Here is a 13,055-nt window from a genome sequence, read left to right on the forward strand (position 1 = left end):
AGGGGGTAAAACGAAACTACAGGGGAACAGAAGAGATGAGCGGGAAAGGCCTGAAGATGACAACGTTGGTGCGAAGAGAGGGACTTGAACCCTCACGTCCGTTAAGACACTAACACCTGAAGCTAGCGCGTCTACCAATTCCGCCACCTTCGCATCGAGTTGTCTGTTCATATCACCGCAATGGTGCGAAGAGAGGGACTTGAACCCTCACGTCCGTTAAGACACTAACACCTGAAGCTAGCGCGTCTACCAATTCCGCCACCTTCGCGCAGTGCTCGCGATATGAAACTTGTGATTTTGGTGCGAAGAGAGGGACTTGAACCCTCACGTCCGTTAGGACACTAACACCTGAAGCTAGCGCGTCTACCAATTCCGCCACCTTCGCATACCCGTAACACCTTGAGAATGTTACAACCACGGAGGCGCATTCTAGAGATTTTACTCTTTGCGTCAACAACTATTTCGTCGGGCTGAAACGATCGCTGTAAAAAACAACGTTTTCAGCCCGGCAAAGCAGTTAACGGCAGGAAAAACCCTTAGCGCGTTTTGGCACCGCGACCATAGACGGCACGGTAAACTTTAAAGCGCCCGGTTTGTGCGATGACTTCGTGACTGCCGAAGGCTTCATCCAGCGCCTGCGGATAGGGCAGGAAGGTGTTAGCAACGATACGCAGCTCGCCGCCGGTATTCAGGTGCTTCACCGCACCACGAATCAGCGCCTGTGCGGCGTCGAGGCTGGTCTGAGTGCCTTCATGGAAGGGCGGATTAGAGATAATCATGTCGAAACGACCGGTCACGTCAGAGAAGACATTGCTGGCGAAGACTTCGCCCTCGATGCCATTGGCGGCCAGCGTCGCTTTACTCGCTTCAATCGCCGCTGCATGCACGTCACACAGCCACAGACGCACTTTAGGCGAACGGGCAGGCAGCGAGGCGGCAATCACGCCCGCGCCACAGCCCATATCCAGCACTTTACCTTTGGTGTGTGGGGTAAAGGTCGACAGCAGCAGGGCACTGCCACTATCCAGACCGTCACGGCTGAAGACGCCAGGCAGGGTATGAATCGTCAGACCATCAAGCTGATACTGGTGACCAAAGGTGCTGGCATCGAATTCAGGCTGTTTGTCGAGGCGACCGTGGTAGAGACCACAGCGACGCGCGCTGTCGATCTTCTCCAGCTTCACCCATGACTCCATCATGCCTTCGGCGCTTCGCACGCCGCTGCGGTTTTCACCGACCACGAACACGTCGCAGCCCACCGGCAGCAGCGACAGCAGGTTCTGCAGCTGGAACTGCACTTCCGGCTTATTCTTGGTCCAGAAGTAGACCAGGGTATCGCAGCCCTGCACATCTTCGGCCTGAGCAACCATTCCGTAACGCGCCTGCTCGCCCATACGGCGGCTCAGGTTTTGCCAGTGATGATATTGCTGGGTGTGAACGCGCGATGAGGCGGTTTCCAGCTGAGCGGGCAGGTCATCCTGCAGATCGCCAGCAAATAAAACATGGCGGGCGGTAAATTCATCACTGTGGCGCAGAATGACTTCGCTGGCCGGGGTAAAAGCAGACATGTAGGGCTCCTGTAAGATCTGAGCGGGGATTATAGTGGTTTGTTGGCGCATGTTCGATGGGTTTGCTAGCATAGCGTCGCATTCAGGCAGCAGAACAGGTAACACCATGACGTCCAGGCGCGACTGGCTTTTACAGCAAATGGGAATTACGCAGTACCAACTGCGCCGCCCGCGCGTGCTTCAGGGCGAAATTGCCGTCACGCTGGCACCGGACACGCAGTTAATTATTGTCGCTGACGCGCCCCCCGGTTTACATGAACCGCTGATGCGCGATGTGCTGCATGCCCTCAATCTGCAACCCGCTCAGGTAATGACCGTGACACCGGATCAGCTGCAAATGCTGCCGGAGACGCTGAACTGCGCGGGCTGGCTGCTCGGCGTAGAGAGCGAACAGACTTTCAATGGCGTGGCATTAACCAGCGCCTCTTTCAATGAACTGATCAGCAGCGGCGTCGCCAAACGCGCGCTCTGGCAACAGATGTGTAACCATGACAGCCATCTCTTTACTCACCCCTGACGATCTGGCGCAGGCCTTCGCCATTGAGTGTCGTAGTCACGCGTTTCCCTGGAGTGAAAAGACGTTTGCCAGCAATCAGGGCGAGCGCTTTATCAATTTACGTCTCGACGTTGACGGCCAAATGGCCGCCTTTGCGATTACGCAGGTGGTACTGGACGAAGCCTCGCTGTTTAACATCGCGGTCGATCCCGCTTTTCAGCGCCGGGGATTGGGCCGCCAGCTGTTGCAGCATCTGATCGATGAGTTGATCAAACGCGACGTGCTGACGCTGTGGCTGGAAGTGCGGGCCTCGAACCTGCCCGCCATCGCGCTCTATGAGCAGCTTGGATTCAATCAGGTCAGTCGTCGCCCCAACTATTATCCCACCGCCAGCGGCCGTGAAGATGCCATTCTCATGGCACTGACGCCGTAGCGGTGTTAAGGAGCTTTAATGATTGATAACTGGGATTGCATCCTGTTTGATGCCGACGATACCCTTTTTCATTTCGACGCCTATGCCGGTTTGCAGCGCCTGTTCGCCGGTTATGACGTGCAGTTCACCGACCAGGATTACAGCGATTATCAGGCGATAAACAAGCCGCTGTGGGTCGATTATCAGAACGGTGCTATCTCCGCGTTACAGCTGCAGACTCAGCGTTTCAATCACTGGAGCGAAAAGCTCAGCGTTGCGCCGGAGATCCTCAACAGCGGCTTCCTCAGCGCAATGGGAGAGATCTGCACGCCGCTGCCGGGCGCGGTCAGCCTGATGAACCAGCTGCATGGCCGGGTGAAAATGGGCATCATCACCAACGGTTTTACTGCGCTGCAGCAGACGCGTCTGGAGCGCACCGGTTTCCGTGATTACTTCTCGGCGCTGGTAATCTCCGAGCAGGTCGGTCAGCCAAAACCGGCGCCAGAGATTTTTGATTACGCACTGAATCTGATGAGCAACCCGGATCGTGAGCGGGTGCTGATGGTGGGTGATACGCCAGAGTCAGACATTCTGGGCGGTATGAATGCCGGTATTAAAACCTGCTGGCTCGATCATGGCACCCGGCCGCTGCCGGAACATATTAAGCCCACCTGGCAGGTCAAATCGCTGGGCGAGCTGGAAGCGCTGCTCATCGGCTAACGCAAGTCGCCTCGCAAATCAGCATCTTTCCCATAAAAAAGGCCCGCACAGCGGTAATGTCAGTCAGTTAAGCGACAGGTGATAACGCAGTCTGGTGCCGGGCAGGGGCTGGCGGTCCTCGCGCCGCTGCGCGGTTCCTTCACTTCATTCCTCTGCCTGACGGACCGCCGGGGATGGCACATCCTGTGCCGCCCCGCCTTTCGCCCGCGTCCTGCGGGCTCTCCTGGCAGACTCATTCTGTTCAGCGCTGCGGATTGCCTGCCCCTGCCCGGCCCCGGCCTGCTCTGAAACTTCAGTGTGTATTGTTAAAAAGGGCACGAGAGTGGAGGCCTGAGCGCCTCTGCTGCTGAAAGGGCTATCCGCAGCGCTGAGGCGTGACGGTGGGCCAGAAGTCCACGCCGGGAAGCGTGGACAGGTCGGGGCCGGCCAGGGAGGGCCGATCCCCGAACGGTTCGTCGGCACGACGTCAAAGCCGAAGGTACCGCGTGAGCGGCGCGAGGACGGCCCGGCAGCAGCAGAGGTGCGCTGGCCCGCACTGCGGCTCGCTCGCCCAAAAAAAAGCTGCCACGTTTGACCGTGACAGCCTTTACAAATCTAATCTTAGCTGACCAGCATTACCGCTGTGCGGGCCTTTCTTGTTTTATCTTTACCGCAGCCGGAGCGTTACTCTTTCTTCTCGTCGTCCTCATCCCGATCCTCTTTCACCGGTGTACTGGCGGTGAGCAGGAAAGGCGACTGCTGCCAGCGGGTGCGGCGGTGGCGCAGCAGGGTGCGTGAGAGAATAATGCCAATTGCCAGCGCCAGCAGCATCATCAGACGCAGAATATTGGTGGTGTTATCGACCTGATGCGAGTCGGTGACCAGCACGTGGGTATCCAGCGTCACGCGCAAAAAGCCCAGCGGACCCTCGTTTCCGGCCAGCGGCTGCACAATCTGATGGTTGAAATAGCTGCCCGCGCGCTGGCCGTCGAGCGCCAGCCGATCGCGGACATTGATGTTTTCACCGCTGTGCGCCACCAGGCTGCCGTCGCCGTCATAGACCGATGCATCCAGAATACGGCTGTTAGCCGTCATCTGATTAAGAATGGCTTCTATCTGAGTCCGGTTATTTTCACTGTTGTCCATCAATGGCTTAAGGCTGAACGCCACCTGGCTGGTCAGCGTATGCGCCAGCTCCTCGACCTGTTCAGAGCGCGCCGCCTGATGGCCGATGCTGAACCAGGATGCGCCCTGCATCAGCACGACCAGCAGCGCCATCGAGATGAGAACGATCACGGTACGATGTAAGCGAAATTTCAGTGCGGTTTTAGCCATTAATCATCCGGGTCATATCACAACAGAAAGCCTGGAGATTATGTTGCCAGAAGCGGCGCAGACAAGGTAGCCTCTTGCGTGGTTTTGTTGTCCCTACAGGAGCTCTGATGCCAAATCGTTTAACCTGGTGCGATCTTCCCGCCGATGTCTCCCTCTGGCCGGGTTTGCCCCTTTCTCTTAGCGGTGATGAAGTGATGCCGCTGGATTATCGCGCTGGCCGTACCGGCTGGCTGCTGTATGGTCGCGGGCTGGATAAGCAGCGGCTGACCGATTACCAGCACCAGCTGGGTGCCGCCATGGTGATCGTCAGCGCCTGGAACGTCGATGAGTATCGGGTGATTCGCCTGGCGGGATCGCTGACGCCGTTTGCCAGCAAGCTGGCGCACGACGCTGGCCTGGATGTTGCGCCGCTGGGCAGAATCCCGCATCTCAAAACGCCAGGCCTGCTGGTGATGGATATGGACTCCACCGCGATTCAGATCGAGTGCATCGATGAGATTGCAAAACTGGCGGGCTGTGGCGAGCAGGTGGCGGAAGTCACGGAACGTGCGATGCGCGGCGAACTCGACTTCACCGCCAGCCTGCGTCAGCGCGTGGCCACGCTGCAGGGCGCGGACGCCAATATTCTGAAACAGGTGCGTGATGCCCTGCCGCTGATGCCAGGCTTAACCACCCTGACGCAGAAGCTGCAGGCGCTGGGCTGGCAGGTTGCCATCGCGTCTGGCGGCTTTACCTACTACGCCGAATACCTGCGCGACAAGCTGCATCTGTCGGCGGTGGTGGCTAATGAACTCGAAATTCGCGACGGCAAACTGACCGGCAACGTGCTGGGACCAATTGTCGATGCACAATACAAAGCCGATACCCTGAAGAAGCTGGCGCAGCGTTTTGACATCGCGCCGGAACAGACGGTGGCGATCGGCGATGGTGCCAATGACCTGCTGATGATCAAAGCCTCAGCACTGGGCATTGCGTTCCATGCTAAACCTAAGGTGAATGAGCAGACTGCGGTCACCATTCGCCATGCCGATTTAATGGGGGTGTTCTGCATCCTCACCGGCAGCCTGATCCACGAAGAGCGTTAACTGAGGTATTGATTTGGCCAAAGCGGCAAAACGCGCATTTGTATGTAACGAATGTGGCGCAGATTACCCACGCTGGCAGGGGCAGTGCAGCGCCTGTCACGCCTGGAACACCATCACCGAGGTGCGCATTGCCGCCTCGCCCGCGGCTGCGCGTAACGAGCGCCTGAGTGGCTATGCCGGCAGCGCCGGCACCAGCCGGGTGCAGAAGCTCTCTGAAATCAGCCTGGAGGCGTTACCGCGCTTCTCAACCAGCTTCAAAGAGTTTGACCGGGTGCTGGGCGGCGGGGTGGTGCCGGGCAGCGCCATTCTGATTGGCGGCAGCCCCGGCGCAGGCAAATCCACGCTGCTGCTGCAGGTGATGTGCCGGTTGTCAGAGGGGATGAAAACCCTGTATGTCACCGGTGAAGAGTCACTGCAGCAGGTGGCGATGCGCGCCCATCGTCTGGGATTACCTACCGAAAATGTGAATATGCTGTCGGAAACCAGCATTGAGCAGATCTGCCTGATCGCCGAACAGGAGCAGCCGCAACTGATGGTGATCGACTCGATCCAGGTGATGCACATGGCGGAGATCCAGTCATCGCCGGGCAGCGTCGCCCAGGTGCGTGAAACCGCCGCTTACCTGACGCGCTTCGCCAAGACGCGCGGCGTGGCGATCATCATGGTTGGTCACGTTACCAAAGATGGCTCCCTGGCCGGACCGAAAGTGCTGGAACACTGTATCGACTGTTCAGTGCTGCTGGATGGCGATGCCGATTCCCGCTTCCGCACCCTGCGCAGTCATAAAAACCGCTTCGGCGCGGTCAATGAACTGGGTGTGTTTGCCATGACCGAGCAGGGCATGCGTGAAGTCAGCAACCCGTCAGCTATTTTCCTGTCGCGCGGCGAAGAGATCACCTCGGGCAGTTCGGTGATGGTGCTGTGGGAGGGAACGCGACCGCTGCTGGTGGAGATTCAGGCGCTGGTCGATCACTCCATGATGGGCAATCCACGCCGCGTGGCAGTGGGTCTGGAGCAGAACCGTCTGGCGATTCTGCTGGCGGTGCTGCACCGGCACGGCGGATTGCAGATGGCGGATCAGGATGTGTTCGTTAACGTGGTCGGCGGCGTCAAAGTCACCGAAACCAGTGCAGACCTGGCGCTGATGCTGTCGATGGTGTCGAGCCTGCGCGATCGTCCGTTGCCGCAGGATCTGGTGATCTTCGGCGAAGTGGGACTGGCGGGCGAAATCCGTCCGGTGCCCAGCGGTCAGGAGCGCATCGCTGAAGCGGCGAAGCATGGCTTCAAACGCGCCATTGTGCCGGCAGGGAATGCACCGAAAAAACCGATTGCCGGGATGCAGGTTTTCAGTGCGAAGAAGCTGGCCGATGCGCTGGCGATTCTGGACGATCTGTAACGCGCCTGCGGCCGCCAGCGAAAAGCCGCTGGCAGGCCGCTCCCACCTTAACCGCATTGATGCAGGAGGCACGACATGTCGTCGTTTGATTATCTGAAAACGGCCATTCGCCAGCAGGGTCACACGCTGCAACAGGTCGCTGATGCCAGCGGCATGACCAAAGGCTATCTGAGCCAGTTGCTCAATGCCAAAATCAAAAGCCCCAGCGCGCAAAAGCTGGAGGCGCTGCACCGTTTTCTGGGTCTGGAGTTTCCGCGCCGCGATAAAACGGTCGGCGTGGTGTTTGGTAAATTCTATCCGCTGCACACCGGCCATATCTATCTGATTCAGCGCGCCTGTAGCCAGGTCGATGAGCTGCATATCATTATGGGCTACGACGAGCCACGTGACCGCGAACTGTTTGAGAACAGCGCGATGTCACAACAGCCCACGGTCAGCGATCGCCTGCGCTGGCTGCTGCAGACCTTTAAGTATCAGAAAAATATCCGCATTCACGCCTTTGATGAGGAGGGGATTGAGCCCTATCCGCACGGCTGGGATGTCTGGAGTAAGGGCGTCAGCGCGTTTCTCAGCGAGCATGGTATTGCGCCGGATTGCATCTACACCAGCGAAGCGCCCGATGCGGAGATGTATCAACAGCATCTTGGCATTCAGACCGTACTGGTCGATCCCAGCCGATCCTTTATGAGCATCAGCGGCGCGCAGATCCGTCAGGATCCGTTCCGCTTCTGGGATTATATCCCGACCGAAGTGAAACCTTTCTTTGTGCGCACCGTGGCGATCCTCGGCGGGGAGTCGAGCGGTAAATCGACGCTGGTGAATAAACTCGCCAACATCTTCAATACCACCAGTGCCTGGGAATATGGCCGCGACTATGTCTTCTCCCACCTGGGCGGTGATGAAATGGCGCTGCAATATTCAGATTACGACAAGATCGCGCTGGGCCAGGCGCAGTACATCGATTTCGCGGTTAAATATGCCAATAAAGTGGCCTTTATCGACACCGACTTTGTGACCACGCAGGCGTTTTGTCTGAAGTATGAGGGGCGTGAACATCCGTTTGTGCAGGCACTGATCGATGAATATCGCTTTGATCTGGTGATCCTGCTGGAGAACAACGTGCCGTGGGTTGCCGATGGCTTGCGCAGCCTGGGCAGTTCCGTGGATCGACGGGAGTTTCAGTCGATGCTGGTGACGATGCTGCGGGAAAACAACATCGAATTCCTGCACGTGCAGGAAGATGATTATGACACCCGTTTCCTGCGCTGCATTGAACTGGTGAAAGCGATGCTGGGCGAGAAAAACGCCCAGCCGTAACGCATGCTGTAACCCGGTCTGCCGCAGGGCAGCCGGGTCAGCGCATTAATACACCATCACTACTTTGCCGCGCATGTGGCCTTCCAGCACGCGCTGATGGGCAGCAGTTAAGGTCTCAACGCTTAAGCCGTGCAGCGTCTCGCTCAGTGTGGTTTGCAGCTTACCTTCATCCAGCAACGCCGAGACGGCATCCAGAATCTCGCCCTGACGCGCCATATCCGGCGTGTTAAACATGCTGCGGGTGTACATCAGCTCGAAATGCAGGGCAGCACTCTTCAGCTTCAGCTGATCCATCGACAGCGGATGTTCGTTTTCCACGATGGTGCAGATATGACCCTGCGGGGCAATAAGCTTTGCCATGGTTTCCCAGTGACCGTCGGTATCATTCAGGCAGAAGATATAATCGACCTGCTTAATGCCCTGTTTTTCCAGCTCACCAATCATATCTTTGTAGTTGATCACCCGATCGGCGCCACGATCGCGGCACCACTGCGCGGAATCTTCACGCGAAGCGGTGGCAATGATCTTCACCTTGCTGCGCAGTTTCGCCAGCGGGATCGCCAGCGATCCGACGCCGCCTGCGCCGCCCACGATCAGCAGCGTCTGATCTTCCGTTGCTGACTCCAGGTTCAGTCGCTCAAACAGTCCTTCCCAGGCGGTCAGGGCCGTCAGCGGGATCGCGGCGGACTGCGCCCAGTCCAGGCTCTCTGGCTTGTGACCGGTGATGCGTGAGTCAACCAGCTGCTCGGTGCTGTTACTGCCAGGACGGGTCAGGTCACCCGCATAAAAAACTTTATCGCCTGGCTTAAAGTTGCTGACTTTGCTGCCCACTTCCAGCACCACACCGCTGGCATCCCAGCCGAGGATGCGTGGCTGCTCTAATCCGTTCTTCTTCGCCCCTTTGTGAACCTTGGTATCGACCGGGTTGACCGACGCGGCTTTGACTTCGACCCGCAGGTCATACTCCCCTGGCGCTGGGGTTTCAGGGAAAATTTCAGTGAAGTTTTCAGGACTTTCCGGATTAATTGCGATAGCGCGAATAGACATAAATTTTTCCTGTTTAGTCAGGCTGGAAGCCTGGATCTGGTGGTTGCCATTCTGGCCCTGAAGAGTGCTCACACTCCGCAGGAGTCTGTGCCACGCTGTCCGTGGCAGACTGGCTGATGATTCGGAACAGGCTTTAAGTGTAGAACCTGATTTTAGCAGTGATAAGATGGACAATCTTTCATAGAGTGTTCGTCTGAGGTGAACAATGGCATTTCGTCAGTGGCAGGATATGGCACTGTTTGCGCTGGTGGCGGAGTGCGGCAGCTTTACCGGCGCGGCAAAACGCGCAGGGCTGCCAAAATCGAGCGTCAGTCAGCGCATCAGCCAGCTGGAGCAGCGGCTGGGGATTCGTCTGCTGAACCGCACCACTCGCCAGCTCAATCTGACCTTTGCCGGTGAGCGCTATCTGCTGCATTGCCAGGAGATGATGCAGGCCAGTGAACGCGCCGATCAGGCGATCGCCAGCCTGCGTGAAAATCCCAGCGGGCGTCTGCGCATCACCAGCCCGGCGGGAATTGGTGCCACGCTGCTGGCGCGCTGTAACGCGGGGTTTTTACGTCTCTATCCCGATGTGACGCTGGATGTCTCGATCTCCGATGAGATGCGCGATCTGGTGCAGGAGGGCTTTGATGTGGCGCTGCGCACCGGTCAGCCGCAGGAGTCCTCGCTGATTGGCCGCCGGATAGGCAACTGCCCGCGACTGTTGGTCGCTTCACAGCGCTATCTTGATCAGCATCCGCCGCTGGTTCATCCACAGCAGTTGTCGGCCCACCGCTGTATTGCGCATCGCGCCTGGAATGAATGGGTGTTGCAGCGCGATGACGAGTTCTACCGCTGGCTGCTGCCGCCAGGCCATCTCACGGATAATTTACTCTATGCGCGCGAATCTGCGCTGGGCGATGCGGGCATTACGCTGCTGCCGCACTTTCTGACCGACGGGGCGATGGCGGATCCCCGGCTGGTGCCGGTACTGCCGGAATGGGAAATCGAGGGGAATGAGCTCTGGCTGGTCTATCCGGGCCGTAAACTGAATTCACCTGCGCTGGCGCGGTTTATTGAGTTCGCGCTGCAGTCACCGGTGTTCAGGGAGTTTTATCGCTGACCGGTACAATGTGGCGCAGGAACAGTGCCGCCATTTTTTCCGGGCCACTCTGGTAACCCGCGATATTTGCCGCTAACCAGTCGCTGGGGCTCACGCCTTCCCAGTTCACCTGATAGCCTGCGTGAAGAATGATATGTTCGAACAGAATGCGTAATGCCCGACCGTTTCCTTCCCGAAAGGGATGCAGGATATTGAACTCGCAGTAATACCAGGCAACCTGATGACAAAAAGCTTCATGGTCAGCCTGCTCAAGCCATCTTTCACACGCCAGTTTTGCAAATAATTTCTCCGCTTCACGCAGAATAAAAGCGGGCTGGCAAAAGCGGGTCTCTCCTTTGCTGATAGAGATATCACGTATCTGCCCCGCCCAGCTATAAAGCTCGTTAAACAGGCAGTAATGAATGTGACACAGTGACTGAAGGGTAAAAGGAGGATGAGAGAGCTTAATGGTGTGAATGGTCAGCGCGGTAACATCACGCTCAGCCTGATCCAGCAGGGTTTGTTCGCGGATATCATAGCGATTGATCAGCACATCGGAATCGGGATAACAGTAGTGATCTCGCCAGACAAGATAACGATTCACGTTGGCTTCCTGTTACTGCTTATAGCGGCGTCGAACCTGTTCCAGGGTCGATAATTCAGTATCTGCTGAAATACGTATCCCCTCCAGCAGGGAACTTGCGGCAAAGTTTGCGACTTTAGTGGCTTCATAAATCGCTTCAGCTTTTTTAGCCACTGGCCGCTCAGCTTTTTTCTTCATTGCGTTCAGCCCTTAAAACGTCACTGGTGAAGCAGGAGGAGGCCTGAGCCTCCCCCTGACATCGTTACTTCGTCATACGCTTGTACTTGATGCGCTTCGGCTCCAGCGCTTCGGCGCCGAGAGTACGCTTCTTGTACTCTTCATATTCGGTAAAGTTACCTTCGAAGAATTCGATGTTGCCCTCATCCTGATAATCCAGGATGTGCGTGGCGATACGGTCCAGGAACCAGCGGTCATGCGAGATCACCATGGCACAACCCGGGAACTCCAGCAGGGCGTTTTCCAGCGCGCGCAGGGTTTCAATGTCCAGGTCGTTGGTTGGTTCATCGAGCAGCAGCATGTTGCCGCCAACCTGCAGCAGCTTAGCGAGGTGCAGACGACCACGCTCACCACCAGACAGTTCGCCTACGCGTTTGCCCTGATCGACGCCTTTAAAGTTAAAGCGGCCGACATAGGCGCGGCTTGGCATCTCGGTGTTACCGATGCGCATGATGTCCTGACCGCCGGAAACCTCTTCCCACACGGTTTTGGCGTTATCCATGCTGTCGCGGAACTGATCCACAGAGGCCAGCTTGACGGTTTCACCCAGTACAATCTCACCGGAATCAGGTTGTTCCTGACCAGACATCATGCGGAACAGCGTTGATTTACCCGCGCCGTTCGGACCGATAATCCCGACAATCGCACCTTTCGGTACCGAGAACGAGAGATCGTCAATCAGCACACGGTCGCCATAAGACTTACGCAGATTGCTGACTTCCAGCACTTTGTCACCCAGACGGGCACCTGGCGGAATGAACAGTTCGTTGGTTTCGTTACGTTTCTGATAGTCGGTGTTGTTCAGCTCTTCAAAGCGTGCCAGACGGGCTTTGCCTTTAGACTGCTGGCCTTTTGGCCCTTTGCGCACCCACTCCAGCTCTTTCTCAATCGACTTGCGACGAGCGGCTTCAGAGGAGGCTTCCTGCGCCAGACGCGCATCTTTCTGCTCCAGCCAGGAGGAGTAGTTACCTTCCCACGGAATCCCTTCGCCGCGGTCAAGTTCCAGAATCCAGCCTGCAACGTTATCCAGGAAGTAACGGTCATGCGTAATCGCGACGACGGTGCCTTCGAAGTCGTGCAGGAAGCGCTCCAGCCAGGCGACAGATTCGGCGTCCAGGTGGTTCGTCGGTTCGTCCAGCAGCAGCATGTCTGGTTTTTCCAGCAGCAGGCGGCAGAGGGCGACGCGACGACGTTCACCACCGGAAAGGGTGGCGATTTTCGCATCCCAGTCAGGCAGGCGCAGCGCATCGGCAGCACGTTCCAGCTGGGTATTCAGGTTGTGACCATCGTGAGCCTGGATGATCTCTTCCAGACGGCCCTGTTCCGCGGCCAGTTTGTCGAAGTCTGCACCTTCTTCAGCATAGAGCGCATAGACTTCGTCGAGACGCTTCAGTGCGCCAACGACTTCTGACAGCGCTTCTTCTACCGACTCACGCACGGTGTGTTCAAGGTTAAGCTGCGGTTCCTGCGGCAGGTAGCCAATCTTGAGGCCTGGCTGCGGACGCGCTTCTCCTTCGATATCTTTATCGATGCCGGCCATGATGCGCAGCAGGGTAGATTTACCCGCGCCGTTCAGGCCGAGTACGCCAATTTTTGCGCCAGGGAAGAAGCTGAGCGAGATGTTTTTCAGGATATGTCGCTTCGGCGGAACCACTTTGCCGACGCGATGCATGCTATAGACGAATTGAGCCACGTTGGTTTGAGCCTCTGGGTCTGTTGGTCGTTTGAATGATGTCGAAGTTTAGCCTTTTTCACCGTTTAATCCCAGCCGGGGGGCGGCGAATATTAGCGTGGCGGAG

General features: G+C 57.3%; 13 protein-coding genes and 3 tRNA genes. 7 read left to right on the plus strand and 9 right to left on the minus strand.

Annotated features, from left to right (window positions below):
* Nucleotides 1–66: 66 nt before the first annotated feature.
* The 4 genes from ACMGGP_RS01560 to rsmC form a co-directional block, all read right to left on the minus strand.
* Nucleotides 67–153: transfer RNA gene (locus ACMGGP_RS01560), tRNA-Leu, on the minus strand.
* Between the two features lie 28 nt (nt 154–181).
* A tRNA-Leu gene (locus tag ACMGGP_RS01565) sits at nt 182–268 on the minus strand.
* 30 nt (nt 269–298) lie between these two features.
* A tRNA-Leu gene (locus tag ACMGGP_RS01570) sits at nt 299–385 on the minus strand.
* 151 nt (nt 386–536) lie between these two features.
* Nucleotides 537–1,568, minus strand: coding sequence for a 16S rRNA (guanine(1207)-N(2))-methyltransferase RsmC (gene rsmC, locus ACMGGP_RS01575; RefSeq protein WP_010253598.1), 1,032 nt, complete (start codon nt 1,566–1,568; stop codon nt 537–539).
* A 106-nt stretch (nt 1,569–1,674) separates the two neighbouring features.
* Between rsmC and ACMGGP_RS01580 the strand changes: the two genes are divergently transcribed.
* Genes ACMGGP_RS01580 through yjjG form a run of 3 tightly spaced genes read left to right on the plus strand, consistent with a single transcriptional unit; the run spans nt 1,675 to nt 3,196 of the window.
* Nucleotides 1,675–2,085 carry a DNA polymerase III subunit psi gene (locus ACMGGP_RS01580; RefSeq protein WP_022625367.1) on the plus strand — a complete coding sequence of 137 codons (411 nt, stop codon included), beginning with the start codon at nt 1,675–1,677 and terminating at the stop codon, nt 2,083–2,085.
* Entirely contained in the window at nt 2,057–2,497 is a 441-nt protein-coding gene (gene rimI / locus ACMGGP_RS01585) for a ribosomal protein S18-alanine N-acetyltransferase (RefSeq protein ID WP_010671713.1), read from the plus strand. The genes ACMGGP_RS01580 and rimI overlap by 29 nt, the downstream gene beginning before the upstream one ends.
* 18 nt (nt 2,498–2,515) lie before the next feature.
* On the plus strand, nt 2,516–3,196 hold the full coding sequence (gene yjjG, locus ACMGGP_RS01590; RefSeq protein WP_010253605.1) for a pyrimidine 5'-nucleotidase: 681 nt from the start codon (nt 2,516–2,518) through the stop codon (nt 3,194–3,196).
* A 663-nt stretch (nt 3,197–3,859) separates the two neighbouring features.
* On the opposite strand, the gene ACMGGP_RS01595 is transcribed toward yjjG, so the two are convergent.
* On the minus strand, nt 3,860–4,510 hold the full coding sequence (locus ACMGGP_RS01595) for a YtjB family periplasmic protein (RefSeq protein WP_498798077.1): 651 nt from the start codon (nt 4,508–4,510) through the stop codon (nt 3,860–3,862).
* A 107-nt stretch (nt 4,511–4,617) separates the two neighbouring features.
* Between ACMGGP_RS01595 and serB the strand changes: the two genes are divergently transcribed.
* The 3 genes from serB to nadR all read left to right on the plus strand — a co-directional run bounded on the left by serB (nt 4,618) and on the right by nadR (nt 8,308).
* Nucleotides 4,618–5,595, plus strand: a complete 978-nt coding sequence (gene serB, locus ACMGGP_RS01600) for a phosphoserine phosphatase (protein ID WP_022625369.1) — start codon at nt 4,618–4,620, stop codon at nt 5,593–5,595.
* A gap of 13 nt (nt 5,596–5,608) precedes the next feature.
* Complete coding sequence (radA, locus tag ACMGGP_RS01605; RefSeq protein WP_010253610.1) at nt 5,609–6,991, plus strand: DNA repair protein RadA; 1,383 nt, start codon at nt 5,609–5,611, stop codon at nt 6,989–6,991.
* Nucleotides 6,992–7,066: 75 nt separating this feature from the next.
* The gene (gene nadR, locus ACMGGP_RS01610) at nt 7,067–8,308 is read left to right on the plus strand and encodes a multifunctional transcriptional regulator/nicotinamide-nucleotide adenylyltransferase/ribosylnicotinamide kinase NadR (protein ID WP_010253612.1); all 1,242 of its coding nucleotides are present in this window, start codon (nt 7,067–7,069) and stop codon (nt 8,306–8,308) included.
* Between the two features lie 45 nt (nt 8,309–8,353).
* On the opposite strand, the gene ACMGGP_RS01615 is transcribed toward nadR, so the two are convergent.
* Complete coding sequence (locus tag ACMGGP_RS01615) at nt 8,354–9,355, minus strand: zinc-binding alcohol dehydrogenase family protein (protein ID WP_498798078.1); 1,002 nt, start codon at nt 9,353–9,355, stop codon at nt 8,354–8,356.
* A gap of 205 nt (nt 9,356–9,560) precedes the next feature.
* Here ACMGGP_RS01615 and ACMGGP_RS01620 point away from each other — a divergent pair, with 205 nt between their 5' ends.
* A complete protein-coding gene (locus ACMGGP_RS01620; protein ID WP_498798079.1) occupies nt 9,561–10,457 on the plus strand; it encodes a LysR family transcriptional regulator in 897 nt (298 codons plus the stop codon).
* On the opposite strand, the gene ACMGGP_RS01625 is transcribed toward ACMGGP_RS01620, so the two are convergent.
* From ACMGGP_RS01625 to ettA, 3 genes are all read right to left on the minus strand, one after another.
* Nucleotides 10,438–11,040 carry a putative adenosine monophosphate-protein transferase Fic gene (locus ACMGGP_RS01625; RefSeq protein WP_045140795.1) on the minus strand — a complete coding sequence of 201 codons (603 nt, stop codon included), beginning with the start codon at nt 11,038–11,040 and terminating at the stop codon, nt 10,438–10,440. The two genes, ACMGGP_RS01620 and ACMGGP_RS01625, sit on opposite strands and share 20 nt — an antisense overlap.
* A 12-nt stretch (nt 11,041–11,052) precedes the next feature.
* Nucleotides 11,053–11,217, minus strand: a complete 165-nt coding sequence (locus ACMGGP_RS01630) for a YhfG family protein (RefSeq protein WP_022625372.1) — start codon at nt 11,215–11,217, stop codon at nt 11,053–11,055.
* A 64-nt stretch (nt 11,218–11,281) separates the two neighbouring features.
* Nucleotides 11,282–12,949 (minus strand): energy-dependent translational throttle protein EttA, encoded by a 1,668-nt coding sequence (gene ettA / locus ACMGGP_RS01635; RefSeq protein ID WP_010253620.1) that lies wholly within the window; start codon nt 12,947–12,949, stop codon nt 11,282–11,284.
* Nucleotides 12,950–13,055: the final 106 nt, after the last annotated feature.

The organism is Curtobacterium sp. BNK-1, assembly GCF_048685235.1.
Taxonomy (GTDB): domain Bacteria; phylum Pseudomonadota; class Gammaproteobacteria; order Enterobacterales; family Enterobacteriaceae; genus Pantoea; species Pantoea agglomerans.

Coding starts and splice junctions, on each gene's coding strand:
- nadR (WP_010253612.1), top strand. CDS start 7,067: ATGTCGTCGTTTGATTATCTGAAAACGGCCATTCGCCAGCAGGGTCAC.
- ACMGGP_RS01630 (WP_022625372.1), bottom strand. CDS start 11,217: ATGAAGAAAAAAGCTGAGCGGCCAGTGGCTAAAAAAGCTGAAGCGATT.
- rimI (WP_010671713.1), top strand. CDS start 2,057: ATGACAGCCATCTCTTTACTCACCCCTGACGATCTGGCGCAGGCCTTC.
- serB (WP_022625369.1), top strand. CDS start 4,618: ATGCCAAATCGTTTAACCTGGTGCGATCTTCCCGCCGATGTCTCCCTC.
- ACMGGP_RS01580 (WP_022625367.1), top strand. CDS start 1,675: ATGACGTCCAGGCGCGACTGGCTTTTACAGCAAATGGGAATTACGCAG.
- ACMGGP_RS01620 (WP_498798079.1), top strand. CDS start 9,561: ATGGCATTTCGTCAGTGGCAGGATATGGCACTGTTTGCGCTGGTGGCG.
- yjjG (WP_010253605.1), top strand. CDS start 2,516: ATGATTGATAACTGGGATTGCATCCTGTTTGATGCCGACGATACCCTT.
- ACMGGP_RS01615 (WP_498798078.1), bottom strand. CDS start 9,355: ATGTCTATTCGCGCTATCGCAATTAATCCGGAAAGTCCTGAAAACTTC.
- ACMGGP_RS01595 (WP_498798077.1), bottom strand. CDS start 4,510: ATGGCTAAAACCGCACTGAAATTTCGCTTACATCGTACCGTGATCGTT.
- rsmC (WP_010253598.1), bottom strand. CDS start 1,568: ATGTCTGCTTTTACCCCGGCCAGCGAAGTCATTCTGCGCCACAGTGAT.